Annotated in this window: 25 protein-coding genes; 15 read left to right on the forward strand and 10 right to left on the reverse strand. The window is 68.8% G+C overall.

The window, feature by feature from the left end:
- Nucleotides 1-192 precede the first annotated feature (192 nt).
- From DB354_RS00840 to DB354_RS00860, 5 genes are all read right to left on the reverse strand, one after another.
- The gene (locus DB354_RS00840; protein WP_233256512.1) at nt 193-951 is read right to left on the reverse strand and encodes a SprT family zinc-dependent metalloprotease; all 759 of its coding nucleotides are present in this window, start codon (nt 949-951) and stop codon (nt 193-195) included.
- A 124-nt stretch (nt 952-1,075) separates the two neighbouring features.
- Nucleotides 1,076-1,630 carry a GNAT family N-acetyltransferase gene (locus DB354_RS00845; RefSeq protein WP_107833539.1) on the reverse strand — a complete coding sequence of 185 codons (555 nt, stop codon included), beginning with the start codon at nt 1,628-1,630 and terminating at the stop codon, nt 1,076-1,078.
- A 93-nt stretch (nt 1,631-1,723) separates the two neighbouring features.
- Nucleotides 1,724-2,305 carry a CDP-alcohol phosphatidyltransferase family protein gene (locus DB354_RS00850; RefSeq protein WP_107833540.1) on the reverse strand — a complete coding sequence of 194 codons (582 nt, stop codon included), beginning with the start codon at nt 2,303-2,305 and terminating at the stop codon, nt 1,724-1,726.
- A gap of 2 nt (nt 2,306-2,307) precedes the next feature.
- Entirely contained in the window at nt 2,308-2,748 is a 441-nt protein-coding gene (locus tag DB354_RS00855) for a metallophosphoesterase family protein (protein WP_107833541.1), read from the reverse strand.
- A gap of 8 nt (nt 2,749-2,756) precedes the next feature.
- On the reverse strand, nt 2,757-5,345 hold the full coding sequence (locus tag DB354_RS00860) for a hypothetical protein (protein ID WP_233256513.1): 2,589 nt from the start codon (nt 5,343-5,345) through the stop codon (nt 2,757-2,759).
- A 231-nt stretch (nt 5,346-5,576) separates the two neighbouring features.
- On the opposite strand from DB354_RS00860, the gene rpmH reads away from it, so the two are divergent.
- The 9 genes from rpmH (at nt 5,577) to DB354_RS00905 (ending at nt 12,463) form a co-directional block, all read left to right on the forward strand.
- Entirely contained in the window at nt 5,577-5,714 is a 138-nt protein-coding gene (rpmH, locus tag DB354_RS00865) for a 50S ribosomal protein L34 (protein WP_107833543.1), read from the forward strand.
- Between the two features lie 138 nt (nt 5,715-5,852).
- Complete coding sequence (gene rnpA / locus DB354_RS00870) at nt 5,853-6,272, forward strand: ribonuclease P protein component (protein ID WP_107833544.1); 420 nt, start codon at nt 5,853-5,855, stop codon at nt 6,270-6,272.
- Nucleotides 6,269-6,625, forward strand: a complete 357-nt coding sequence (gene yidD, locus DB354_RS00875) for a membrane protein insertion efficiency factor YidD (protein WP_107833545.1) — start codon at nt 6,269-6,271, stop codon at nt 6,623-6,625. The genes rnpA and yidD overlap by 4 nt, the downstream gene beginning before the upstream one ends.
- Before the next feature lie 15 nt (nt 6,626-6,640).
- Entirely contained in the window at nt 6,641-8,443 is a 1,803-nt protein-coding gene (locus DB354_RS00880) for a YidC/Oxa1 family insertase periplasmic-domain containing protein (protein WP_107833546.1), read from the forward strand.
- 38 nt (nt 8,444-8,481) lie between these two features.
- Entirely contained in the window at nt 8,482-9,231 is a 750-nt protein-coding gene (locus tag DB354_RS00885) for a YebC/PmpR family DNA-binding transcriptional regulator (protein WP_107833547.1), read from the forward strand.
- An 87-nt stretch (nt 9,232-9,318) separates the two neighbouring features.
- Nucleotides 9,319-10,515, forward strand: coding sequence for a homoserine O-acetyltransferase (locus tag DB354_RS00890; RefSeq protein WP_107833548.1), 1,197 nt, complete (start codon nt 9,319-9,321; stop codon nt 10,513-10,515).
- A gap of 22 nt (nt 10,516-10,537) precedes the next feature.
- A complete protein-coding gene (locus tag DB354_RS00895; RefSeq protein WP_107833549.1) occupies nt 10,538-11,203 on the forward strand; it encodes a methionine biosynthesis protein MetW in 666 nt (221 codons plus the stop codon).
- 158 nt (nt 11,204-11,361) lie between these two features.
- Nucleotides 11,362-11,754 (forward strand): thioredoxin family protein, encoded by a 393-nt coding sequence (locus DB354_RS00900; protein WP_107833550.1) that lies wholly within the window; start codon nt 11,362-11,364, stop codon nt 11,752-11,754.
- Nucleotides 11,755-11,758: 4 nt separating this feature from the next.
- Complete coding sequence (locus tag DB354_RS00905) at nt 11,759-12,463, forward strand: cytochrome c biogenesis protein CcdA (RefSeq protein WP_107833551.1); 705 nt, start codon at nt 11,759-11,761, stop codon at nt 12,461-12,463.
- Here DB354_RS00905 and DB354_RS00910 read toward each other — a convergent pair whose 3' ends face one another.
- Nucleotides 12,464-12,820: a metalloregulator ArsR/SmtB family transcription factor gene (locus DB354_RS00910; RefSeq protein ID WP_107833552.1), complete on the reverse strand. Its 357-nt coding sequence runs from the start codon at nt 12,818-12,820 to the stop codon at nt 12,464-12,466.
- A 76-nt stretch (nt 12,821-12,896) separates the two neighbouring features.
- Here DB354_RS00910 and DB354_RS00915 point away from each other — a divergent pair, with 76 nt between their 5' ends.
- The 6 genes from DB354_RS00915 to DB354_RS00940 are packed head-to-tail and all read left to right on the forward strand — an operon-like array spanning nt 12,897 to nt 19,515.
- Nucleotides 12,897-13,127 carry a DUF2892 domain-containing protein gene (locus DB354_RS00915; protein ID WP_107833601.1) on the forward strand — a complete coding sequence of 77 codons (231 nt, stop codon included), beginning with the start codon at nt 12,897-12,899 and terminating at the stop codon, nt 13,125-13,127.
- Nucleotides 13,128-13,140: 13 nt separating this feature from the next.
- The gene (locus tag DB354_RS22445) at nt 13,141-13,317 is read left to right on the forward strand and encodes a DUF6132 family protein (protein WP_233256514.1); all 177 of its coding nucleotides are present in this window, start codon (nt 13,141-13,143) and stop codon (nt 13,315-13,317) included.
- A gap of 5 nt (nt 13,318-13,322) precedes the next feature.
- Nucleotides 13,323-14,663, forward strand: coding sequence for a TolC family protein (locus DB354_RS00925; RefSeq protein WP_107833554.1), 1,341 nt, complete (start codon nt 13,323-13,325; stop codon nt 14,661-14,663).
- Between the two features lie 24 nt (nt 14,664-14,687).
- Nucleotides 14,688-15,716, forward strand: a complete 1,029-nt coding sequence (locus tag DB354_RS00930) for an efflux RND transporter periplasmic adaptor subunit (RefSeq protein WP_107833555.1) — start codon at nt 14,688-14,690, stop codon at nt 15,714-15,716.
- A gap of 39 nt (nt 15,717-15,755) precedes the next feature.
- On the forward strand, nt 15,756-19,097 hold the full coding sequence (locus DB354_RS00935; RefSeq protein ID WP_107833556.1) for an efflux RND transporter permease subunit: 3,342 nt from the start codon (nt 15,756-15,758) through the stop codon (nt 19,095-19,097).
- Nucleotides 19,098-19,146: 49 nt separating this feature from the next.
- Nucleotides 19,147-19,515 carry a rhodanese-like domain-containing protein gene (locus DB354_RS00940; RefSeq protein WP_107833557.1) on the forward strand — a complete coding sequence of 123 codons (369 nt, stop codon included), beginning with the start codon at nt 19,147-19,149 and terminating at the stop codon, nt 19,513-19,515.
- A gap of 30 nt (nt 19,516-19,545) precedes the next feature.
- Here DB354_RS00940 and DB354_RS00945 read toward each other — a convergent pair whose 3' ends face one another.
- The 4 genes from DB354_RS00945 to DB354_RS00960 form a co-directional block, all read right to left on the reverse strand.
- The gene (locus tag DB354_RS00945) at nt 19,546-20,868 is read right to left on the reverse strand and encodes a thymidine phosphorylase (protein WP_107833558.1); all 1,323 of its coding nucleotides are present in this window, start codon (nt 20,866-20,868) and stop codon (nt 19,546-19,548) included.
- A gap of 60 nt (nt 20,869-20,928) precedes the next feature.
- Nucleotides 20,929-21,747 (reverse strand): methyltransferase, encoded by an 819-nt coding sequence (locus DB354_RS00950; protein ID WP_146180050.1) that lies wholly within the window; start codon nt 21,745-21,747, stop codon nt 20,929-20,931.
- A gap of 304 nt (nt 21,748-22,051) precedes the next feature.
- Nucleotides 22,052-22,651 (reverse strand): hypothetical protein, encoded by a 600-nt coding sequence (locus tag DB354_RS00955; RefSeq protein ID WP_146180051.1) that lies wholly within the window; start codon nt 22,649-22,651, stop codon nt 22,052-22,054.
- Nucleotides 22,652-22,772: 121 nt separating this feature from the next.
- Complete coding sequence (locus DB354_RS00960; protein ID WP_107833561.1) at nt 22,773-24,002, reverse strand: ABC transporter permease; 1,230 nt, start codon at nt 24,000-24,002, stop codon at nt 22,773-22,775.
- Nucleotide 24,003: the final 1 nt, after the last annotated feature.

The raw sequence follows: 24,003 nt of genomic DNA on the forward strand, positions 1-24,003 counted from the left end.
TGCGCACTACTCGTGCGCCGCGGGCGGACTTTTTGCGCTTGCCGTAATCGGCCTCATAGCAGGACTGAAGAGCTGAAAGGCTGAACGGGCCGATCGAATGCAACGGCGCCGGCGGATACACCCGGGCCGAAACCCGCGAGGAGAGCGGGCCGACTTCAGCTTTCAGTCTTTCAGACCTTCAGCCTTTTCTTCTCACAGCCCGACCAGGCTGCCGTTGCGCTTGATCCAGTGCTCGGCCTCGCGCCAGTCGGGACAGACTTCCTCCACGCGCGCCCAGAAGCGGTCGGAGTGATTCATCTCCCGCAGATGCATCAGCTCGTGGAAAATGATGTAGTCGCGCACGAAGTCCGGCGTCTGCACGAGCCGCCAGTTCAGCGAGATCGTGCCGTTCGCCGAGCAGGAGCCCCAGCGCGACCGCTGGTTCCGCACACTCACCTGCTTCACCTCGACCGTCGTCGCCGCCGCGAGCTCCCACGTGCGGGCCGGCAACTCGACCTGCGCCCGCCGCATGAAATGCGCCTCCAGCGTCGGCCGCAGGTCACCCTCGACCTGCGGCACGCGAAACACGTCCGCCGCCAGGCAGACCTGCGGCTTGTCCCCGACCGAGGCCACGCGGATCTCCGTCATCTCGCCGCGCCACAACACGTGCGTGCCGATGACCCACCGCTCGGCCGCCCGGGGCCGATGCCGTTGCCGCGCCCGCGCCCGCTCGAGCCACTCGCGGTGCTCCTCGACAAAGCGCCTCGCCTCGCGCTCCGAGCCGCGCGCCGGGATCGTCGCCACCGCCGTGCCGTCACGCCGCAAGGTCAGCCGGTAGTTGTTCGCCCGCAGGCTCCGCTCGAAGACGATGTCGGCCTCCCCCAGCCGCATCGCCGGTTCGGGCTCGCGGGTCGCAACCGGGGCCGGCATCGGCGCGGGAACTGGCGGCGCGACCGGAGCGGAGGCGGACACGGGCGCAGGCGGAGTCGGTCGCGGCGGAACCGGCGGTGCATGGTGCACGCCCGACTCCGGGACAAACAGGGCGAAAAAGTCTTGTTGCTGCGCTGAACTCACGTCCGGCCCGCAGTGAAACAATTCATCCGTCCGCGGCGAGCGTCTTGTAGAAAATCGCGTTCGCCCGCAGCGTCCCGTCCGGATCCAGCGCGTACCCGGGGATCCCGCCGGCATACCGATAGCCAAGCTGTTCGTAGAATCGCCGCGCGCCGCCCGGGCCTTCGCTCGTATCCAGGAACAGCAGGGTCAGCGAACGCGCCCGCGCGGTCGTCTCGGCTTGCGCCATCAGCTGGCTCCCCAATCCATGCCCCCGGTGCGCCGGGCTCACCAACAGCTTCTGAATCTCCGCACGGTGCCGGCCGTTGCGACGGGTCTCCGCCACCAGTTGCACTGTGCCGACAATCCGTCCCGCTTCGTCACGCGCCCCGAACAGGAGCCGATACTCCGCCGGCAGCTCCGCCTCGACGCGTTGCCAATACGCCTCCGCGTCCACGACGCCCAATGGCGCGATGAAGCCGATCGACGCGCCGCCCTCGACGCAGGCTTGGAGAAGCGCAACGAGGTCGCGTCGGTCGTTGTCGGAAAGCGGGCTTTGCAGCAGCGACGTGTTCACCGCCACTCCCGCAACACGTTCCATGCCAATTCGCCGCCGCCGCCTCGCCCCCCGCGCTCCGTCCCACTCTCCCCTTCACCTTCACTCTCACTTTCGGCCCCTCATTCCCTCATTCCCTCACTCCCTTACTCCCTCATTCCCTCGCATGCGCCACGCATGCCACAGCGTCGGCACTTCGCCGCGATGTTTCGGCAGGATCAGCGCGATCGCCACCTGCTCCAGGCTGGCGGCGATCTGCAGCACGACGACGCAGTGGAATGGCCCGTCGGACCACTCCGCCAGCAGCGGCACGAGGCTGATCGCCGTCGCCACGGCCAGGATCTTCGTCGCCCAGGTGTGGTAGCCGAGCGGTCGCCCGAAGCGCGCGAACCCGAACACCAGCACCGCAAAGAAGCCGCTCAGGCCCGCCAGCACCCACGGCAGTTCGCGCCGCATGATGTCCGGCCACAGCAGCGCGATGCCCGCGACTCCGGTCAGCAGCGTCACGTAGTCCGCCGCGCTATCGAGCTTGCGACCGAAATCCGAATACGCGTTGAGCCGGCGCGCGAGAAATCCGTCCAGCGCATCGGTCGCAAGCGACACGCCCAGCAGCGCCACGAACCACGGCCTCGACCCTGCCAGCGCCGACATCAGCACGCCTGGCATCAGCGCGATCCGCACGCCGCTCACCAGGTTGGGCAGGATCTTGGTCGTCAACATGGCTACAGGACGACGAGCTTCCAGGTGACGCCCCCGCCGGGCTCGAGCGTGAGCCAGGCAAAACTCGCGGGCGCGCCGCGGTTCGGCCGGGAAATGCAGCCCGGGTTCAGCCAGCGCACGCCCGCGGCATCCGTCTCATCGCGCGGCACGTGCGTGTGGCCGTGCAACACGAGTCGCGCGCCCGCCGGCGCCCGCCGCGGCGGAATGTGCGTGAGGTGACAGCGGACGCCCTCACGGACCAGATCGAGCGCTTCGGGCCAGCCGGGATGGTTGTCGCAGTTGCCGTGGACGACGGAAAGCGGGCGTCCCAATTGCTCGAATTCCACCAGCACGCTGGGGTCACACACGTCACCCAGATGCCAGATTTCATCGGCGGCGCGGAGCCGCTCCGGAAATCCCGGGGCATATTGGTCGTGCGTGTCGGAAATGACGGCGATGTGCATCGCTCCTCCTATTCCCGCCAAGGCTGTCCCGCCCGATATGCCTGCAGGCGCTTCTGGTTGAGCTGGGTCACCCCCGCGTCGCCGGCCTTCTGCGCGGACTCGAGGGCCTGCGCGCCGACGGCCACCGCCTCCTCAAACCTCCCGTTCGCCGCCAACGCCGCCGCGCGGGCATTCAGGAAAACCAGTTCGCCGCGAAATTCCGCGAGGCGATCGGTCAGCGCCAGGGCCGCCGCCGGATCCCGCACCGCGTCCTGCCGGCTCGTGGCCAGCAGCCAGGCCAGATTGTTCATCGTGGCCGCGTCCTGCCGGACCTCCAGGGCCGCCCGGAAGAGCTGCGCCGCGATCTCGTGCGCCCCCGCCTGGTAGAAGCGCGCCGCCAGGCCGGTGCACAGCGTGAAGCGCCGGCCCGGTTCCGCCGTCGCATACGCCCGCTCCGCGGCCGCCTTCGCCACCACCGCCTCGCCGCGCTGCAGGGCGCGATTCGTCTTCGCCACCCAGAGCTCGGACGAGCCCTGCTGGCGCGCGAGCGCGGCGTCCAGCTTGGCGTCGCCAGCCGCGACCCGATCCGCCGCAAAGTCGGCCAGCGCGTCCTCGTAAAGCTTCTCGGCTTCGGTGACCGGGCTGAAGCGTGTCTGGAACAGCAGCACCCGCTGTGGCTGGTACGGCAGGTTGGGCGGCATCTGGTACGGAATCTCCTCCAGCCAGTACGGCACCTGCAGGTCGATCAGCAGCTTGCGGCCGAACGATTGCGCCAGGCTCGACGTCGCCGGATCGGGGGCCAGCAACTCGTAATACTCCGCCAGGAAATTCTCATCCATGATCATCGCCACGTGGGTGATGCCGCGTTCGCGCATCCGCCGGCGCGCCTCCAGCTCGGTCTGCGCCGAGAAGATCTCCGCCGCGGCCTTGGTGCCGTCCAGGTTTTCCCAATACAGCGTGCCGATCGTCTGGAACCGCCCGTAGTAGCCGATCGCCACGGAGGCGTTCGGGCTGCCCAGCACCGTCAGTTGCCCCGTCGGCTGCGTCGCCCGCAGGACCGCCGCGATGTCGCGGTACAACGGCTGCAGGGCATCGATCTTGTCCACGACCCGATGCTCGTTCGCGTGCCGGATCTGCGTGATGCGCCCGATCGACGTCGGCAGCGTGAGCCCGCCGATCGCGGCCGCGAGGACGGCCCAACGCAGCCAGCGCCAGCGCGCCCCCGCCAGGCTCGCGACGCCGATGATCACCATGCCCATCAGCGGGCCGCTCGCGCTGGCGCCCCAGCGCAGTTGCGCCAGCGCCATCAGGCTGAACGCCCCGGTGGCGAGCGCGCTGAACACGATCACGATCCGGTCGGCCCCGCGGCAACGCCACCAAGCCACCACCGCCGCCAGCAGCGCCACGCCCATCCAGATGAAATCAATGATGTAGCGTCCGAGGCCGAAGAACTGGATCGCCTTCCCGATCGGGAGCCCCTCGGCGACGAACTTCGACAACCGCGAAATGAACGGATCGAACACCACGAAGGTCCTGGCGCCGCCCACCAGCACGATCGTCGGCGCCACTGCGACCGCCACGAGGGCCGCGATCAGCCAGCGCGATCCGCCGCGCTGCGCCGCCGGCAACCCCGCCCGCCACGCCGCGAACTGCGCGATGATCTCGCTCCCACCCCACCACGCGAGCGCGTACGCGGGATGATTGACCTCCAGCCGCCAACCCAGGTGGAACGGCGCGTACTCCAACAGGTAAAAGCCCAGGCTCATCGCGCCGCCCACGCGGCCCCAGAGCCGCCAGATGCCGGGATCGCACTGCACACCCGCCGACGGCCGGCCAAACAACGCCATCGCGGCGACGCCGGCAAAACCGACGATCGCGATGGCTGGGGTCAGCGTCGCCGCGCTGAACCACAGGCCCACGCCACCGCACACCGCCGAAAACACCGCCGCGCGCCGGGCGTCGGCCGCCGAGCGGGGCAGAAATTGCGCCGCCTCGTCCGTCGCCCGCCAGAACCCAACGCCCATGAACATCGCGCCCAGCACCAGCCCGAGCACCGCCGCCGCCAGGATGCCGTGGTGATCCACGTACAGCGGACCGAACCCGCCGTAGAAACCGTTGGCCCCGATCATCGCGAACGCCAGGAACACGCCCGCGCCCGCGCCCGCGCGACGCGCCACCCAGGCCGAGAAACCCACCACACACGCCATGAACAGCGGGAGATTGAACCAGGAGAGCGCATCCTCGATCGACAACGCCACGGGCTTGCCCGTCACCCAGCTCGCCACGCGGCCCTCGCCCGCCAGCGCCCAGGTGATCGCGGAACTCCAGTGCACCTCCCGCCCCTGGGGCGCGTTGTCCGCATGGGTGAAGCGGATGCGCGGCCCCTCGCCTTCCGTCACCGCCAGCGCATGCCGCACCCACATCTGCGTGTCCGCATACATCGTGGGCACCACCCGCTGCAGCGGCGTCGTCGGCGCGCCGGGACCGCGCGTCCCCGTGCGGTCCAGCATCTCCCGATGGGCGTCAAAGTACGCGCTGTGCAGCCAGGCCATCGTCCCGACCGCCAGCCAGGCCGCGATCATCAACAGCCAACGCACCTTCGGGGTCTCTTTCGTCACTTGCATTCGTCGACTAGTTGCCTTGAAGCCCGCCCCGTGCCCAGCCGAAAGCTGCCGGCGTCGCGCGACGCTGCCCCGACCCCACCGGCACGACCGAGGTCGTCGCCCACGCCGTCCGCCACCTGCCCGAGGATCTGGCGTTTCGGGCCTTGCACGTTTCACCGACGAAACGCCACCCTTGACACCCCCCGTGTGCTCAGGCACCTGTGACCCTCTTTTTTTCCAAAGATCATGAAACCGACATTCCGCCCACACCGCAAAAAGCGCGCCCGCCAGATCGGCTTCCGCGCCCGCATGGCCACCCGCGGTGGTCGCAAAGTTATCAATTCCCGTCGCGCCAAGGGCCGTAAGCGCCTGACTGTCGTTTGATTAGGTAAGGCTGAAGGGCTGAATACCTGAAGGTCCGGATCCGGCCCGCCCCTGATGGCGTGCGCCCGGCAGCTCGCTTCCTGCGAGTCTTTTGCCGATCCACTTTCGGTCCTTCAGCCCTTCAGCCTTTTTTACGGCATGCGTTTCCGCGCTGAGCAGCACCTTCGGCGTCCGAATGACATCCGCGCCGTTCGCGAGCAGGGGCAGCGGCTGGAATGTCGTGCCTTCACACTCTGGTGGAAACAGCGGGCCACCCCGGCCCTGGCGGATCCGGCGGCTCCCCCGACCGCTCCCGTTCCTCCTACCCTCACGGCCGCGAACGCTCGCGTCTGCGTGATCGCCTCCACCGCCGCCGTCGGCAATGCCGTCCGGCGCAATCGCGCCAAGCGCCGGCTGCGCGAGGTCTTCCGCCATCAGCAGCAAGCCGTGCCCGCCGACTGCGACCTGCTCCTCATCGCGCGGCGGGCGATCTTCGACTGGGCAATGTCCGACTTGGAGAAAACCTTCTTTGATGCGTGCGGCCGGATCGGTTCGGCACGCCAACCGGGCCGGTCATGACGTCCTCGGCTCCGACCCCATCCGCCCCTGCGGCCTCCGCCCTTTCCCGCGCCTGGCACGCGCTCACCCGCCTCCCGGCGTCGATCCTGCTCGGGGCGATCCGGTTCTACCAGCGGCTCATCTCTCCCGCGCTGCCCGTCGTCACCCTCGGCGCCTGCGCCTGCCGCTTCAGCCCGAGCTGCTCCCACTATGCCGCCGATGCCGTGCGCACCCACGGCGCCATCGTCGGAACCTGGCTCGCCGTCATCCGTCTGCTGAAGTGCACCCCGTTGCACCCCGGCGGTTTTGACCCCGTGCCCCCGCGCCGCGACCGACGGAAGCCGGTCTGCCGCCCCGCCGCCTTCGCCAACTGACGCCCCCTTTCTGTAATGGACAAAAAGAACACCATCATCGGCGCGAGCCTGCTCATCGCCGCGTTTGCCCTCTTCTTCCTGGCTCCGCGTTCCGCGCCCACGACCCAGCCGGCCATCGCCCAGTCAGCCACCTCGTCCAGCACGCCGGCTGCGGCGCCGGTCGCCGCCGGCAACGGCGCGGTCACGCCCGCCCCTTCGACGACTTTTGCCACCGTCGCGCAGGATGCCGCCAACGCCCGGATCACCATCCTGGCCAACGACTATATCGAGGCCCGGCTGACGAACTTCGGCGGCGCGATCCGCGAGGTCGCGTTCAAGAAGTACCCCGAGATCCAGGGCAAGCCCGAGCCTTACGTCTTCAACCGCCTGCACGAGGATCCGATCCTCGCCCTCGCCGATTTTCCCGGCCTCGGCCGCGACCTGCCGTATGAACTCGTCCGCGCGACGAGCACCGAGGTCGTCTACCGCGCCGTGCTCGACGGCAAGATCGAGGTCACCCGGCGCTACGCGCTCACCGATCCGACCAAGGAGGGCGGCGACCCCTACCGGCTCCAGCACGAGACGACCTTCCGCAATCTGACCGACGCGACGCTGCCGCTGCCGCGCGCGGCGCTCAGCCTGGGCACCGCCACCCTCGTCAACGCCGCTGACGCCGGCATCTACCTCAACGTCACCTCGCACGACGGCAAGAGCCAGACCTACACCGATCGCGGTGAGCTCGAGGGCGGCGGCATCGGTTCCTGGTTCGGCAAGCCGAAGCCCGTCCGTCCGGTGCTCGAGAAGCCCGGCACCGTCGTCTGGGCCGCGGTCAAGAACCAGTTCTTCGCCAGCGTCTACACGCCCGACCAGCCCGGTATCAGCACGATCGCGCGGCGCATCGAGCTCCCGCCCTTCCCCAGTTCCGGCCGGCCCAACATCGGCATGACCGGCGCCGAGCGGTTCGACCTCCCCGCCCTCGCGCCCAAGGCCGAGGCCAAGCTCAGCGGTGCCCTCTACGTCGGGCCCAAGGAATACACCCGCATCGCGAAGTTCGCGAAGGGCGAGGACGGCGTCATGCAGTACGCCCGCGGCATCTCCCGCGTCTTCCTCAGCGGCTACGTCGCCCCGCTCGAGAACACCCTCCTCAACCTCGCCCACAAGTGGGTCGGCAACTGGGGCATCGCGGTCATCCTGATGACGCTGATGCTGAAGATCGTCAGCCTGCCCTTCACCATCGCGGCCTCCCGCTCGGCCAAGCGCATGGCCAAGCTCCAGCCGGAGCTCAAGGCGCTCCGCGAGAAGTACAAGGACAACCCCCAGAAGCAGCAGCAGGCCACCATGGAGCTCTTCAAGGCCCACAAGGTGAACCCGGTCGGCGGCTGTATCCCAATCCTGATTACGATGCCGCTGTTCTTCGGCTTCTACGCCATGCTGATCAGCGCCGCCGAACTGCGCTTCCAGCCTTTCCTCTGGGCGTCCGACCTCTCCGCGCCCGACACCATCGGCCACCTCTTCGGCTTCCCCATCAACATCATGCCGCTGCTCATGGGCGCCACGATGATCATCCAGATGCGACTCACCCCGCAGCCGTCGATGGACAACGCCCAGGCCATGATGATGAAGTTCATGCCGATCGTCTTCATCGCGTTCTGCTACAACTTCTCCTGCGCCCTCGCGCTCTACTCCACGATCAACGGCCTCTTCAGCATCGGGCAGCAGCTCGTGATCAATCGCATGCGCGATGACGGCGATCCCGCCACGCCCGCCGCCGTGCCCGGCAAACCGACCGGCTCCGGCCGGCCCGTCAAGAACGTCACCCCCAAGGGCGGCAAGCGCTGAGCGGCCGCCCGCCTCTCCCCCAACCGCCCTCTCTCCCCATGGCCGGCCATAACAAGTGGTCCAAAGTAAAGCGGCTCAAGGCCGTCACCGATTCCCGCAAGGGCAAGGTGTTCTCGCGGCTTTCCCGCGACATCACCCTGGCCGCCAAGGCGGGCGGCGGCGATCCCGAGGGCAACGCCCGCCTGCGCACGCTCGTGCTCAAGGCCCGCGATGCCAACATGCCGGCCGACAACGTCGACCGCGCGATCAAGAAGGGCACCGGCGAGCTCCCGGGCGTGGTGTATGAGGAAATCACGTACGAGGGCTACGGCCCCGGCGGCGTGGCCTTCATGGTCAAGGTGACGACCGACAACAAGCAGCGCGCCGCCCAGGACGTGCGTGCCGCCTTCGCCCACCACGGCGGCAATCTCGCCAGCTCCGGCGCGGTGGCCTTCCAGTTCCTTTACGCCGGCCAGTTCCTCATCGCGCCGGACCGCACCACCGAGGACGCCCTGATGGAAATCGCCCTCGATGCCGGCGCCGACGACGTCATCGCCAGCGAGCAGGGCTTCGAGGTGCGCTGCCCCGTGAACGCCTTCGACCGGGTTGCCCAGGCCCTCGAGCAGAAGGGCATCAAGCCCGAGAACGCCGAGGTCGCCTACATCCCGACCACCACCGTCCCGGTCACCGATCTCAACGTGGCGAAGAGCATCCTCAAGCTGCAGAACGCCCTCGAGGAAATCGATGACGTGCAGACGCTCTTTTCCAACGAAGAGATCGCCGACGAACTCGCCGCGGCCGCCCAGTAACGCCCCGCGGGGCGTGTCTTAAGGCAAGCGTCATAACCCAGCGCCCCCTTGCACCCGGGGGCGCAAGCTGGTTCTCTTTCCGCTCCGATGACCGACGACGTCGAAGTCCAGGCTGACCCGCTGGCATCGCCCCGCTGGCTCGCGCCCGGTGATGTCGGCTTCGTGGCGCCGCACGACTTTGTCTATACCCAGCCGTTCACTTTTCAGAGCGGGCAGCAGATCCCGGGGTTCACAATCCGCTACGAGACCTACGGCCAGCTCAACGCTGCGCGCGACAACGCCGTGCTCATCTGCCACGCGTTGAGCGGCGACCACCACTGCGCCGGCTGGCACTCCGAACAGGACCGCAAGCCCGGCTGGTGGAACAACCTCATCGGCCCGGGCAAGGCGGTGGACACGCGCCGCTTCTTCGTCGTCTGCACCAACGTCCTCGGCGGCTGCCAGGGATCCACCGGGCCGTTGTCCATCAACCCCGCCACCGGCCGGCCGTACGGCGTCAGTTTCCCGTTCGTCACGATCAGCGACATGGTCCACGCCCAGAAGGCCCTGCTCGACCATCTCGGCGTGACCCAGTTGCACACCGTGATCGGCGGCTCGATGGGCGGCATGCAGGCGCTGCAGTTTGCGATCGAGTACCCGCGCTTCACCCGGCGGGTGCTCGCCATGGCCACGACCGCGCGCGAAAGCGCCCAGGCCATCGCGTTCAACGAGGTCGGCCGGCACGCCATCATGCAGGACCCGGCCTGGAACGCGGGCGACTACCCACGCGACGGCGGCCCCCGCGTCGGCCTCGCGATCGCCCGCATGATGGCGCACATCACGTACGTTTCCGACGCCAGCATGGACCGGAAGTTCGGCCGCCGGAAGAAGGAGGTCACGGGCGCCGATGCGCTGACGTTCGAGCCGCAGTTCGAAGTCGCCGGCTACCTGCGGCACCAGGGCATCAGCTTCATCAACCGTTTCGACGCCAACTCGTACCTTTATATCACCCGGGCCCTCGATCAGTTCGACTTGGCGCAGGCCTATGGTTCGCTCGAGGCGGCCTTCGCTCCCGTCGAGGCCGAGACCCTGGTCGTCGGCTTCACCAGCGACTGGCTGTTCCCGCCCGAGCAGAATCGCGACCTCGCGCTGGCCCTGCTGCGCGCCGGCAAGCGCGCCTCCTACGCCGAGCTGTCCACCGATCTCGGCCACGACTCCTTCCTGCTCGAGTCGGAGGAGCTTTACGCCCTCGTCCGCGCCTTCATCGAACGCGACAACCAGTACACGTTCGATTTCACCATCTAGGCGCCCCCGCGCTTCCGCGTTCATGTCGTCCGCCACCTCCAGCTCCGTTTCGCCCGCCGGCGCCGCGCCCGTGACCGCGACCGCCGCCCAGCCGGTCGAGAAGCGTACCGTCGACATGCAGATCATCGGTGACTGGGTGGAGCCCAACACGCGGGTGCTCGACCTCGGCTGCGGCGCGGGCGCGCTCCTCGATTATCTCGTGCAATCGAAGCAGGTGTCGGCCGTCGGCGTGGACCTCGACTTTCGCCAGATCACGGCGTGCGTCCGTCGCGGCCTCTCGGCGTACCAGGGGGAGATGACCGAGTTCCTCCGCGCGTTTCCCGACAAGCACTTCGATCGGGTGATCTGCTCGCGCACGGTGCAGGAGCTCTCGGATCCCACGGTCGTCATCCTGGAGGCCCTGCGTGTGGGGCGGCGGCTTACCGTCGGTTTCGTCAACCACGGCTTCTGGAAGAACCGCGTGAACATGCTGCTCCGCGGCCGCAAGATTCGGAACGAGGTTTACACGACCGAGTGGTTCGAGAGCCAGCCCGCCAATCCGGTCACGATCGCCGACTTCGAGCACTTCTGCGTCGTGAAGGGCATCCGCATCGTCCGCCGCGTGCACCTCGGCGGCAACTGGCACGACCCGTGCCGCGCGCTGCCCAACCTGCTGGCCGGCTACGCGCTCTACGATCTGGCGAAATAGCCGCGGCGCGAGGCCGCGGCCTTGTCCCCCCGGCCATCCCGCAGGCCCCGGCCCCCGTCGTACCCTCGTCCGCCCCCGCTTACCCGCCCAGGGAGCCGAAGATCGGGGCTTGCCGATTTCGCTGTTTCGCGAAATGTCGGGCGACTTCCTCCGGCTTCATGAAACCGCTATCGCTTTTCCGCTGGCTGCTGCTGGGTGCCGTCCTGGCAGTCGGTCTACGCGCCGCCGAACAGCCCGCTCCCGTCGCGCTCCCCCGGCTCGTCGATCTCGGCTCGGGCAAATGCGTCCCGTGCCGCATGATGACCCCGATCCTCGAGGAGCTCCGCCGGGACCATGCGTCCTCGTTTGAGGTGATCTTCATCGACATCGGCCAGGATCGTACCGCCGCCAAGACCCACGGCATCCGCGTCATCCCCACCCAGATTTTCTACGACGCCGCGGGCAAGGAACGCTTCCGCCACGAGGGCTTCATGCCGAAGGCCGACATCCTCGCGAAGTTCCGCGAACTCGGTGTCGCCCTGAAGCCGGAGGCCGGCGCGAAGGCGAAATAGGTCGATGGAGTCGCTGTTCACCCAACTGACGCACGCGCTGCACGGCGCTCCGCTCGTGGCCTTGGGCGCAGCCTTTGTCTGGGGCGTGCTAAGCATCGTCCTCAGTCCCTGCCATCTCGCGAGCATTCCCCTCATCGTCGGCTATCTGCAGGGCGGCAGCCCCGTCGCCCCGCGACGCGCCGCGACGCTCTCCCTGTTGTTCGCGCTCGGCATCCTCGGATCACTCGCCGTCCTTGGCGCGCTCACCGCGGCCGCCGGACGCCTGCTGGGCGACATCGGGCCCGGCGTCTCGTGGGTCGTGGCCGCGTTGCTGCTCATCTTCGGCCTTCACCTCGCCGGCACGCTGCCCCTGCCTGACGCCTGGCGACCAACTCTGGGGCAACCACGCCGGGGTGCCGGCGGCGCCCTGCTTTTCGGCCTCGTGTTCGGCCTGGCATTGGGCCCCTGCACCTTCGGCTTCGTGGCGCCCGTGCTCGGACTGACCTTCAGCCTTGCCGGGTCCGCCCCGCTGCTTGCGGCGGGGATTCTGGCGCTGTTCGCCCTTGGACATTGCGCCGTGATCGCTTTCGCCGGCGCCTCCAGCAGCTGGGTTCAGCGCTGGCTCGACTGGCAGCAGGGCACCGCTGGCGCCACCTGGCTGCGCCGCGCCTGCGGCCTGCTGCTCGTCGCCGCGGCGATCTGGCTCGCGTTCTCCGCCTGGCCTACCTGATCAGGCCACCGCACGCCCCCCGCCACCGAGGGACCCCGCCTGCTTGGCGAGCTGCTTCTCCAGGCTGCCGCAGACCAGGTCGCACAGCTTGTACACCGAGGGATCTCCGATCGCGTAGAAGACCTGCAGTCCCTCCTTGCGCCGGGTCAGCACCCCCGCGTTGGCGAGCGTCTGCAGATGCCGGGAAATGTTCGCCTGCGTGCCGCCCGTCTCAGCCACCAGGGTGTTGACGCTCTTTTCGGCCTCGAAGAGCGCGTGCACCAGCCGCAGCCGCATCGGCTCGGCGAGAACGGCAAAGCGCCGGGCCACCAAGTCGAGGGCTTCGGCGTTGAGATGACGGGATCCTTTCGGAGGCATGCAGGGCGGAACTGAACTCAGGCTTGACATCGCGATCAACTATATGAGTGTTTGCGCATATTTGTCTAGCATGAACATGACCACCGATTCCTTCATCCGCGTTCTCGCCGGCACCTTCGTGCTCCTCGGCACCGGCCTTGCCTGGCTCGTCAGCCCCTGGTGGCTGCTTCTCCCCGCCTTCGTCGGCCTCAACCTCATCCAATCCGCCTTCACCGGCTTCTGCCCGCCCACCCTCGTGCTTGAGAAGCTCGGCTGGGTGGACCAGAACCGGGTCATCCACTGGGGCGGCCGGCCCGCCACCCACTAACCCCGTGAAGCCCATGTTCCTGCGCTTCCTCCTGCCCATGGCCGTCGGCGCGCTCCTCGGCGCCGCCCTGGGCTACTATGGCCAGTGCTCCTCCGGCACCTGCCCTCTCACCTCCACCTGGTGGCGCGGCGCCCTCTACGGCGCCTCCCTCGGCCTCCTGCTCGGCGCCACCTCCTCCCGCTCCGCCTGACGCTCATGACCGCTGCCACCCTGCCCCGCACCCTCACCTTCCTCGCCGTGTTCGCGCCGGCCAGCCTCCTCGCCGCGCCCTGGACGCTCGAACGGGCCGTGACCACCGCCCTGGAGCACAGCCCCGACGCCCGGGTGGCCCAGGCGCGCATCGACGCCGCCCAGGCCCTGGTCACACAGGCCCAGGCGGCCTGGCTCCCGCAGCTCTCCCTCTCCAGCCGCTACACCGCGACCAACAGCTCGATGCCCGCCTTCGGCTCCATCCTGAACCAGCGCGCATTCAGCTTTGGCCTCGATTTCAACCACCCCGGTCAGATCGACAACCTCAACGCCACGGGCACGCTCGCCTACAACCTTTACAGCGGCGGCCGCGCCTCCGCGGGGCGCCACGCCGCCCGCGCCGGCGTCGAGGCCGCCAGCTCAGACCTGCAGGCCACCCGGCACCAACTGGCCGCCGCCGTCGTCAAGGCCGCCCTCAACCTCCAGAAGGCCCGCGAAGCCGTCGTCGCCCTCGAAGGCGGCGTCCGCGCCTACGAAGCCGCCGTCACAGTCGCCCGCGCCCGCTTCGAGGCCGGCCAGTTGCTCAAGGCCGACTTCCTCAGCCTCGAGGTCCAGCTCGCCCAGACCCGCGAGGCGCTCGCCAGCGCCCGCCACAGCGCCGCCCTCGCCGCCCGCGGTTTCCATTTCGTCCTCGGACTCGAGCCAACCGAGGAGCCCGTCGAGTTCGTGGCGGACGATCCGGCGCTCGCCCAACTAAGCGCTCCCGCCACCGCCGATTTCTCCCGCCGCCCGGAACTCGACGCCATGCAGGCCCGCGTGCGCGCCGCCGAGGCGATGGTCACCGCCGCCCGCGGCGGTCACCGCCCCACGGTCAACGCCTTTGCCAGCTACCAGTATGATCAGGGCTGGAAACTCGATCGCCACGCCGACGGCTGGCTCGCCGGCCTCGCGGTGGATGTGGCGGTGTTCGACGGCGGACAAACCTCCGGCCGCGTCCGCCAAGCCAGCGCCGAGCTCGCCCAAGCCAGGGAAATGCTCCGCAAACTCACCCTCGGCATCAGCCTCGAGGTCGAGCAGGCCCGCCTCGCGCATGCCGACGCCGTCGAGCGCCGCGACGTCACCGCCCAGGCCGTCGCGCAGGCTGAGGAAAGCGCCGCCCTGAGTCGCGCCCGCTTTGAACGGGAATCCCTCCTGGGGGCCGACCTCATCGGCGCCGAGAGCCGCCTCCTCGAGGCCCGGCTCCGCCGCACCGTCGCCCTCGCCGACGAGCGCATCGCCCTCGTCGACCTGCGCCGCGCCCTCGGGCTCGACCCCCTCGGCACGAGCGCCGCCATCACCACCCGCTGATCCTTTCCCCTTTTCCTTCCTGCCATGAACCGTCTCCTGCTCCTTTCCAGCCTCACCCTCACCGCCGCGCTCGTGGGTTGCTCCCGGCACGAGCCCGCCCAGGCCACCAAGGCGTCCCTGCCCGCCGCACGCGTCCAGCTCGCCGCCGTCCGGGCCGAATCCCTCCCCGACGAGACCGAGGTCACCGGCACCGTCCGCCCGCTCCAGCGCGCGCAACTCGCCGCCAAGATCATGGGCGCCATCGAGGAATTCCCGGTCACGCTCGGCCAGTCCGTCAAACGCGGCGACCTTCTGCTGCGGATCAGCGCCGCCGAGATTGCCGCCCGCGTCGCCCAGGCCCAGTCCCAGCTCAACGCCGCCCGCCGTGATCTCGAACGTGAGCGCAGCCTCCTCACCAAGGGCGCCAGCACGACCGACATGGTCCGCGGCCTCGAGGACCGTTTCGCCGGCGCCGAGGCCATGGTGCGCGAGGCCGAGACGATGCGTGGCTACACCGAGATTCGCGCCCCGTTCGATGGCGTGATCGCCCGCAAGCTGGCCAACGCCGGCGACCTCGCCGCCCCGGGTCTCCCGCTGCTGGAGCTCGAGGGTACCGCCACCTTCGTCGTCGAGGTGGCCATCCCCGACTCCCTCGCCGGCGCGCTCAAGCCTGACGCCGTGCTCTCCATCGCCATTCCCGCGGACAACACCCGCTTTGACGGCCGCATCGCCGAAATCTCCTCGGCCGCCGACCCGCTGGCGCACGCCGTGTTCGCCAAAGTCACGGTCCCTGCCGGCATCGCGGTCCGCTCCGGCCAGTTTGCCCGGGTCGCCGTCCCCGGCGCCACGATCAACACGCTCACCGTTCCGGCATCGGCCGTCACGCAGGTTGGTCAAATGCAGCGCGTCTTCGTGGTCGGCGCCGAGAACCGCGCCACGCTCCGGCTCGTGAAAACCGGTGCCACCCGCGGCGATCGGGTCGAGATCCTCGCCGGGGTCGACGCCAACGAATCCGTCGTCGCGGCCGCCCCCGCCGGTCTCCGCGAAGGCCAGCCGCTCGAAATCGCCCGCTAACCGGCCCGGGCCCCGTCCGCGTCCTCCCTCACTGCCATCATGAGTTCCGCGTCTCCTTTCCCCCACCCCGAGTCCGCCCCTTCCGGCTTCGCCGGCCGACTCGCCTCGATCTTCATCGCGTCAAAACTGACGCCGATCGTCGTCGCGGCGTCGCTGCTCCTCGGCCTGTTCTCCATCCTCGTGCTCCCGCGCGAGGAGGAACCGCAGATCAAGGTCCCGATGATCGACATCCTCGTCGGCATGCCCGGCGCCTCCGCCCAGGAGGTCGAGAACCGCGTCACCCGGCCGATGGAGAAGCTCCTCTGGGAGATTCCCGGCGTCGAGTACCTGTACTCCACCGCCCAGCCCGGCGGCAACATGACCATCGTCCGCTTCAAGGTCGGCACCGACCTCGAGGCCGCCCTCGTCCGCCTCAACCAGAAGCTGCAGGCCAACTTCGACCGCATTCCGCTCGGCGTCACTCCACCCCTCGTCAAGCCGCGCACGATCGACGACGTCCCGATCCTCGCGCTCACCTTCCATAGCGCCCGGTACGACCACGCGACCCTCCACCGACTCGCCACCCAGGTCGACGAACTCGTCAAGCAGGTGCCGCTCGTCGCCGAAACGACCGTCATCGGCGGACAAAACCGCGCCATCCGCGTCCTCCTCGATCCGCAGAAGCTCGCCTCGCGCAATCTGAGCCCCGGCCAGCTCGTGCCGATGCTCCAGCAGGCCAACGCCCAGACGCACACCGGCAGCCAGACCGCCAATAACCGCGAAACCCTCCTGCAGACCGGCACCTTCTTCCGCGACGCCCGTGACGTGGAGGCCGTCGTGCTCGGCGTCCACGAGGGCCGGCCCGTCTACCTGCGCGATGTCGCCACCGTCGACGACAGCCAGCTCGATCCCGCCAATTACGTCCTCTACGGCGCCGGTCGCGGGCACGCCACCGGCCAGGCCTCGGCCACCGAGGAGGCCGCCGTCACCCTGAGCATCGCGAAGCGTCCCGGCGCCAATGCCATCGATCTCGTCCACGCCGTCACCGCCAAGGTCGACGGACTCAAGGGCACCCTCATCCCCGCCGATGTCGGCGTCGCCCTCACGCGCAACTATGGCGCCACCGCCGCGGAGAAGTCCAACGAGCTCCTGCTGCACATGGGCCTCGCCGTGTTCGGCGTCGCGATCCTCATCCTCCTCTTCCTCGGCTGGCGCGAATCGCTCGTCGTGCTGCTCGCGATCCCCGTGACCCTCGCGCTCACGCTGCTCGTGTTCTACCTGTACGGATACACCCTCAACCGGATCACCCTCTTCGCCCTGATCTTCTCGATCGGCATCCTCGTGGACGACGCCATCGTCGTCGTCGAAAACATCGTCCGCCACCAGGCGCTGCCTAGCTCCCGCCGCAAGTCGCTCCGCCAGATCGCGGTCGAGGCCGTCAACGAGGTCGGCAATCCCACCATCCTCGCCACCTGGGCCGTCATCGCGGCCGTCCTGCCGATGGCCTTCGTCAGCGGCATGATGGGGCCGTACATGCGCCCGATCCCGATCGGCTCCAGCGCGGCGATGCTGTTCTCCCTCCTGGTCGCGTTCGCCGTCACGCCCTGGGCCGCGCTGAAAATGCTGCAAGGCCATCACAAGCAGCACGGCCACCGCGACGAGTTCATCGACGCGCCGCTGCGCGACGCCGACGCCGCGGCCGACGAGGCGCTGCCGGACACCTGGTTCACCCGGCTGTACCAGCGGGTCATGGGGCCGTTGCTCAGCCATCGGGGCTGGCGCTGGGCGTTCCTCGCCCTGGTCGCCGCCGCCACGGTCGGCGCGCTCGCCCTGGTCGGCTTCGGCGGCGTGAAGGTCAAGATGCTGCCCTTCGACAACAAGTCCGAGTTTCAGGTCATCCTCAACATGCCCGAGGGCAGCTCGCTCGAGCAGACCGCGCGCGTGGCGCGAGAGATGGCCGCCGCCGTGCGCGACGAGCCCGAGGTCCGCGATTACCAGGTCTACGCCGGCACCGCCTCGCCGTTTAACTTCAACGGTCTCGTGCGCCACTACTTCATGCGCCGCGGCCCCAACGTCGCCGACCTGCAGGTCAACCTCGTGGCCAAACACGAGCGCGCCGCGCAAAGCCACGACATCGCCAAGCGCATCCGCCCCCGGCTCACCGCGATCGCCGACAAGTACGGCGCCGCCGTCGCCGTCGCCGAGGTGCCACCCGGCCCTCCCGTTCTCCAGACGCTCGTTGCCGAGGTCTACGGTCCCACCGAGGAGGCCCGCCTCGCGCTGGCCACGAAAGTCCGGGAGATCTTCCGCGCCACGCCCGGCGTGGTCGACGTCGACTGGTACATCGAGGACCTCCAGCCCAAGACCATCCTGCGCGTCGACAAGGCCAAGGCCGCCCTCCTCGGCATCAGCGAGTCCACCGTCGCCCGGACCGTCCAGCTCGCCGTCCAGGGATATCCCGCGACGCTCCTTCACTCCTCCGCCGACCGCGAGGACGTCTCGATCGTCGTCGAGCTGCCCCGCGCCCTGCGCGCGCGCCCCGAGGATCTCCTCGCCCTGCCGGTCCGCTCCGAGATGAACCCACAGGCCCCGCTCGTGCCGCTGCGCGAGCTGGTCACAGTCGAGTCCACCACGGGCGAGCGAAACATCTATCACAAGAACCTGCAGAACGTGACCTACGTGACCGGCGACGTGGCCGGCGTCGTCGAGAGTCCGGTGTACGCGATTCTCGCCATGAACCGCGCCCTCGCCCGGCTCGACGGCCGCGAGTTCGGCGGCACCCAGCGCGCCGTGCGCGTGTACAACGCCACCATGCCGGACTCCGATCGTGAGCCCGCCCTCAAGTGGGACGGTGAATGGCAGGTCACCATCGAAGTCTTCCGCGACCTCGGCCTGGCCTTCGCCGCGGTCCTGATCCTGATCTACATGCTCATGGTGGGGTGGTTCAAAAACTACATTACCCCGCTCATCGTCATGACGGTGATCCCGTTTTCGCTCATCGGCATTCTGCCCGCCCACGCCGCCCTCGGCGCATTCTTCACCGCCACCTCGATGATCGGCTTCATGGCGGGCGCCGGCATCGTGGTCCGCAATTCGATCATCCTCGTCGACTTCATCGAGCTGCGTCTCAGCCATGGCCGCTCCCTGCGCGATGCCTGCATCGAGTCGGGTGCCGTCCGGTTCCGGCCCATGATGCTGACCGCCTTCGCGGTCGTGGTCGGCGGGCTGGTGATCCTGGCCGATCCCATCTTCCAGGGTCTCGCCATCTCGCTCCTCTTCGGCGCCATCGCCTCGCTGGTGATCAGCCCGCTCGCCGTGCCCTTGCTCTACTACATGATCCACGCCCGCGAAGCCGCGGCCAAGGAGGCTCGCCCGGCTCCGGTCGAGGCCGCGCACACCTGAGCGCCCGCGGCGCGCCTCACCTCATTCCCGTCTCCCTCCCGCCCTTTCCATGTCGTTCCTGCAATCCCTCAAAGCCATGTTCTCCCCCAGTCCCCGCCTCGACCTCGCCTCCATCGCCCCGCGCGTCCAGGCGGGCGAAATTCTGCTCGTCGACGTCCGCGAACCCGACGAGTGGGCCGGCGGCGTCGGCGAACACGCGCACCTGCTCCCGATGAGCGATCTCCGCGGCCCGCGCGCGCAGTGGCGCAGCTTCCTCCAGCAGGCCAAGGGCCGGGAAGTGTTCGTTTACTGCGCGTCCGGCATGCGCTCGGCCCGCGTCGCGCAGTTGCTCGCGACCGAGGGCGTGACGGCCACCAACGCCGGCGGCATCGGCGATCTCGCCTCCGCCGGCTGGCCCATCGTGCCGCCCCGGCGCTGACGCCACGCTGTGGTGCGAGCCACCGCCGCCTCAGGCGCCGATGATCTCGTCCACCAGCCGCGGCGCCGCCACCGCGTTCGATCCGATCGCGATCGCCTTCGTCAGCATCGCATTGGCCTCGGCCAGCGCCTTCTCGTCGTTTGCATGCACGACGCACAAGGGGGCGCCGGCGGCGACCGGCTCGCCGATCTTGACGAGATCGCTGACGCCGACCGCGTGATCGACGCTGTCCTCGGCTTTTGCCCGGCCCGCGCCCAAGCGCAGTGCCGCCAGCGCGACGGCCATCGCGTCCACATCGGCGACGAATCCCGCCCGCGGCGCGGCCAGCGGCACCCGCAGCCGCGCGCGCGGCAGCCGCGAGGGTTCGTCCACCACGACCGCATCCCCGCCCTGCATCGCGACGAGTTCACGCATCTTCTGCAGCGCGGTGCCGCGCGAGATGCTCTGCTCGAGCCGCTCGCGCGCCTCGGCCGTCGTCTTCGCCGCGCCGGTGAGCACCAGCATCTGCTCTCCCAGCGCATACGTCACCGCCATCGTGTCCTCCGGTCCGCGGCCCTTGAGGCACTCGATTGATTCCACGACCTCCAGCGCATTGCCCACCGCGCGGCCGAGCGGCTGTTCCATCGCCGTCATCACCGCGCGCGTCGGCTTGCCCATCTGCGTCGCCACCGACACCAGCGCCTGCGCCAGTTCGCGCGCCTTGGCCTTGTCCTTCATGAACGCGCCGCGCCCGAACTTCACGTCCAGCACCAGCACGTCGATGCCCTCGGCCAGTTTCTTCGAGAGAATGCTGCCGCAGATCAGCGGGATGCTCTCCACCGTGCCCGTCACATCGCGCAACGCGTAGAGTTTCTTGTCCGCCGGCGCCAGGTCCGCGGTCTGGCCGATCAGCGAGAGTCCGATCCGTTCCAGTTCGGCGCGGTACTCCGCGAGCGGGAGGTTCACGCGAAAGCCCGGGATGGCCTCCAGCTTGTCCAGCGTGCCGCCGGTGTGGCCCAGACCCCGGCCGCTGATCATCGGCACCGCGACGCCGCACGCGGCCACCATCGGGGCCAGGTGCAAGGAAACCTTGTCGCCCACGCCGCCCGTCGAGTGCTTGTCCGCCTTCGGCTGCTTCACGCTCGAGAGATCCGCCACCACGCCGGAGTGCATCATCGCCTCCGTGTAGTGCGCCGTCTCCTGCGGCGTCATTCCGCGCCACACGATCGCCATCAGCATCGCGGAGAGCTGGTAGTCGGCCCAGGAGCCGTCCGTCGCGCCGCGCACAAAGCCGGCAATTTCATCGCGCGACAGCACGCCGCCGTCGCGCTTCTTCGCGATCACATGCTGGGGAAACACGGTCGTTACGCTCATGGCCGGACTCAACCCGCGGCCCCGGCCGCGCGCAACCCCGGACTGGCGCGGCGCCGCCGGCTACGCCGCCGTGGGCGCCCGGCGCAGCTTGAGCATCGTGTCGGCTCCGGCGAAGAACTCGTAGTTCACCGCCACAACCTCGGACGCGATGCCGGCCGCCCGCAGCTCCCGACGCAGCGCCGGCAGCTTCGGATACGGCCGACCCTCCGGCCCGCACAGGGGGTGAATCCGCACCTCGCCATCGCTGACGCGCACGAGCTCACGGCAGGCGGCGACGTGCCACTCGAAATCAAAGCGCGCCGCTTCGACGAACAGCAGGTGCGCGCAGAGCACGAGATCGAAGGTCCGGTCGAAGAATGGCAGGAACGGCAGCGCCGCGCCGACGTACCGGCCATGCGGGCAATGCGTTTCGAAATCGGCGAGGAAGCGCTGGGCCGACAGCCGCCGGTCGGCCAGGGCCTCGGTCAGCGAGCCAAAGACCATCGCGTCCGGCAGGTCGGGATGCACCGCCTCGCAATCCCGCACCCGGATCTGCCGCCGGCGCGCCTGCGTATCCGCCTCCACGCGCGCGTAATCGCTTTCCACCGTGGCCGTCAGATCGGCCAGCGGGCGGCGGTACATCGGGTCCACCGCCACCGCATCGATGCGGCGTGCGCAGGCCTCCGCCGTGAACGAGGACGGGCCGGCGGCCACGTCGAGCACGTCGCGTCCGCGCAGCGCCTCGATCTCGAGGTCGAAGAAGCGGACATATTCCATCAGCGACCGGCCGTGAAAGGGCACGGACGCGACGACAGGCGCCGGCGCGACAGAAGCCGCCGGCGCCCGTCTGGGCCGGAACGGTTGGAGCTGGCGGGGAGGAGGAGCTGCGAGGAGTGGCATGGCGTGAGGTGGAAAGAGGAAGGGTGAAAACAAAAAGCCCGACTCGTTTTGAGTCGGGCTTGGCGAAGATTTTCAGCGTTTTATGGGCTGTTGCGCGTTAGTTTCGCGCGGTGCTTCGTCGCCAAGCCGACCGATGCCAGCGAGCGCGTTTGGCCACCGTCGTGGAGACGGAGGAGGCAACGCGGGCGTGGACGAAGGAATTCATCAAGTTGCTGGGAAATGGGGCGCCCCGCGCGGGAGCGCAAGCGGAATTTTACGGATGACACGACCACCGGTCATTCTCCGACCGGCGGCGGGGGCGCGTTCAGCTGGCTTTTCGGCCCAGGACGGACCGCGCAAATTCGAAGGGCGCACGCGTCAGGCGCTTCACCGCCGACGCGTCCTCTTCCTCCATCACCGGAGCCTCAACCACGACCGGGGCTGGCGCCTGCGCCGCCAGGACGAGGCGCTCGCGCTCCGCCACCAGGGCCTCGCGCCGCGACACCGCTTCCTCGCGTTGCCGCACCGCTGCATCGGCTTCCCGCAGCACGATGCGGTCGTCGCGCAGGTGACTCTGCTCCGCCTCGAGAATCTCCCGCGCCCGGTGCAGCTTCTCCCACCCGGCCTGCAGGGCGGCCTCGTCGCCCGGCACCGCGGCGCTGGGCGTGTAGGAAAGCCCGGGAAGGCTCGCCCGCAGACCGCGCGCGGCGGGGATCACGCCGTGGCTGGTGGCGTCGAGCTGCGACTGCCACACCCGCAGTCGTTCCTCGTAGTCGCGCAGGTTCTTCTCGCGGTCGCGGAGGGCATCCTGGTCTTCCTGCAGGCGGCGCCGTTCCTCGGCCAGCGTGGCGGCCCACTTTTCCGTCGAGGGTCGCGGCAAACGGAGATCCGGTGCGGGCGAAGGAAAGGAGATTGGCTGGTTCATGGCGCGGGAAAGGTTCGGTGCTTCGTGCGCGCCGATCATACCGACCTTCCCTGGCCGCTGCTACGGGTTCACGGGGATTTTACTCCGCGTTTACCGGCGGCCGTCCCCCTTAGAGGGAATTTTACGCCCGGAAGATGACGTCTTCGCGGTTGAACATCCGCACCGCCAGCGCGAGCGCCGCCGCGGCGTACACGCAACTGGAGCCGAAGATCAGCGCGATCATGTCCCAATGCCAGACGCCCGACACCAGCTCCTTGCTCACCAGCGAGACATTGAGGATCGGTACCAGCGCCAGCCGGGTATTCAGCTCCACGCCCGGCAGCATGCCAATCACCGCGGGCAGGATGATCACCACGATCAGCGGCGACACGTAGCTCTGCGCTTCCTTGAAGCTCTTGGCGAAGAGCGACAGCGCAAACTGCCCCGCCGCAAACAACACCGCCATCGGCAGCACCATGGCCACCGCCGCCATGAGCCCGACCGGGTCGATCGCTGGCATCGTCATGCCGGACGCCGCCCCGGCCTTGGCTGCCGTGGCCGCTCCCGCGCCGCTCATCAATGAACCGGCGATCAGCAGCGTCACGAAAGTTGAGATGACCGAGCAGACCACCGTCGCAAGCGACGCCGCCAGGACCATGAGGAACTTGCCCAGCACCAGATCGATCCGGGCGACGGGGCTGCAGAGAATCGTCTCCATCGTGCCGCGCTCCTTTTCGCCGGCCGTGAGATCCATCGCCGGATACATGGCGCCGGTGAAGGCGAGCAGCAGGAAGAAGTACGGGATCATGCCCCCGATGGCGTTGCCACCGACCTTCTCCGGCGGGGCGACGTTCTCCGTCTTCAGCTCAAAGGGCTTCACCAGCTCGGGCGGCAGTCCGCGCTCACCCAGGCGGGTCACAACCACGCGTTCGCGATAATCCTGGAGATACCGGCGCAGTTCGCCGACCGCGAAGCTCGAGCGCATCTCGCCGTCATAGTTGAAGATCTTCAGCGTCGTGGGCGTGCCGGCCGCCAGCGCGGCATCAAAGCCCGCCGGGATCTCCACCGCCGCGCGCACCTGCTTGTCGGCGATCCGCTGCTTCCAGTCCGCCGTCGTGGCGACGATCTTGATCTTCTTGTTCTCGGCCAGCGCCGCCCGCAGCCCAGGTGAATCCTCGCCGCCCACGATCATCACCGTCGGCGTCGCGGCCCGTGCCTGCTTGATCACCTTGCCCGCCACCAGCGCCGCCGCGAGCGTCAATCCGGGCATCAGCAGCATCGGGACGACGATCATGGACATGAGGGTGCGGCGGTCGCGCAGCATGTCGCGCAGCTCTTTGCCGAAAACCGTGAAAATGTTCTTTGCGTTCATG

The organism is Opitutus sp. ER46 (assembly GCF_003054705.1).
In the GTDB taxonomy this organism is placed as follows: domain Bacteria; phylum Verrucomicrobiota; class Verrucomicrobiia; order Opitutales; family Opitutaceae; genus ER46.

Excerpts from the sequence above, each read along its gene's own strand:
- DB354_RS00845 (WP_107833539.1), bottom strand. The coding sequence starts at position 1,630 with ATGGAACGTGTTGCGGGAGTGGCGGTGAACACGTCGCTGCTGCAAAGC.
- DB354_RS00850 (WP_107833540.1), bottom strand. The coding sequence starts at position 2,305 with ATGTTGACGACCAAGATCCTGCCCAACCTGGTGAGCGGCGTGCGGATC.
- DB354_RS00855 (WP_107833541.1), bottom strand. The coding sequence starts at position 2,748 with ATGCACATCGCCGTCATTTCCGACACGCACGACCAATATGCCCCGGGA.
- rpmH (WP_107833543.1), top strand. The coding sequence starts at position 5,577 with ATGAAACCGACATTCCGCCCACACCGCAAAAAGCGCGCCCGCCAGATC.
- rnpA (WP_107833544.1), top strand. The coding sequence starts at position 5,853 with ATGCGTTTCCGCGCTGAGCAGCACCTTCGGCGTCCGAATGACATCCGC.
- yidD (WP_107833545.1), top strand. The coding sequence starts at position 6,269 with ATGACGTCCTCGGCTCCGACCCCATCCGCCCCTGCGGCCTCCGCCCTT.
- DB354_RS00880 (WP_107833546.1), top strand. The coding sequence starts at position 6,641 with ATGGACAAAAAGAACACCATCATCGGCGCGAGCCTGCTCATCGCCGCG.
- DB354_RS00885 (WP_107833547.1), top strand. The coding sequence starts at position 8,482 with ATGGCCGGCCATAACAAGTGGTCCAAAGTAAAGCGGCTCAAGGCCGTC.
- DB354_RS00890 (WP_107833548.1), top strand. The coding sequence starts at position 9,319 with ATGACCGACGACGTCGAAGTCCAGGCTGACCCGCTGGCATCGCCCCGC.
- DB354_RS00895 (WP_107833549.1), top strand. The coding sequence starts at position 10,538 with ATGTCGTCCGCCACCTCCAGCTCCGTTTCGCCCGCCGGCGCCGCGCCC.
- DB354_RS00900 (WP_107833550.1), top strand. The coding sequence starts at position 11,362 with ATGAAACCGCTATCGCTTTTCCGCTGGCTGCTGCTGGGTGCCGTCCTG.
- DB354_RS00905 (WP_107833551.1), top strand. The coding sequence starts at position 11,759 with ATGGAGTCGCTGTTCACCCAACTGACGCACGCGCTGCACGGCGCTCCG.
- DB354_RS00910 (WP_107833552.1), bottom strand. The coding sequence starts at position 12,820 with ATGCCTCCGAAAGGATCCCGTCATCTCAACGCCGAAGCCCTCGACTTG.
- DB354_RS00915 (WP_107833601.1), top strand. The coding sequence starts at position 12,897 with ATGACCACCGATTCCTTCATCCGCGTTCTCGCCGGCACCTTCGTGCTC.
- DB354_RS22445 (WP_233256514.1), top strand. The coding sequence starts at position 13,141 with ATGTTCCTGCGCTTCCTCCTGCCCATGGCCGTCGGCGCGCTCCTCGGC.
- DB354_RS00925 (WP_107833554.1), top strand. The coding sequence starts at position 13,323 with ATGACCGCTGCCACCCTGCCCCGCACCCTCACCTTCCTCGCCGTGTTC.
- DB354_RS00930 (WP_107833555.1), top strand. The coding sequence starts at position 14,688 with ATGAACCGTCTCCTGCTCCTTTCCAGCCTCACCCTCACCGCCGCGCTC.
- DB354_RS00935 (WP_107833556.1), top strand. The coding sequence starts at position 15,756 with ATGAGTTCCGCGTCTCCTTTCCCCCACCCCGAGTCCGCCCCTTCCGGC.
- DB354_RS00940 (WP_107833557.1), top strand. The coding sequence starts at position 19,147 with ATGTCGTTCCTGCAATCCCTCAAAGCCATGTTCTCCCCCAGTCCCCGC.
- DB354_RS00945 (WP_107833558.1), bottom strand. The coding sequence starts at position 20,868 with ATGAGCGTAACGACCGTGTTTCCCCAGCATGTGATCGCGAAGAAGCGC.
- DB354_RS00950 (WP_146180050.1), bottom strand. The coding sequence starts at position 21,747 with ATGCCACTCCTCGCAGCTCCTCCTCCCCGCCAGCTCCAACCGTTCCGG.
- DB354_RS00955 (WP_146180051.1), bottom strand. The coding sequence starts at position 22,651 with ATGAACCAGCCAATCTCCTTTCCTTCGCCCGCACCGGATCTCCGTTTG.
- DB354_RS00960 (WP_107833561.1), bottom strand. The coding sequence starts at position 24,002 with ATGAACGCAAAGAACATTTTCACGGTTTTCGGCAAAGAGCTGCGCGAC.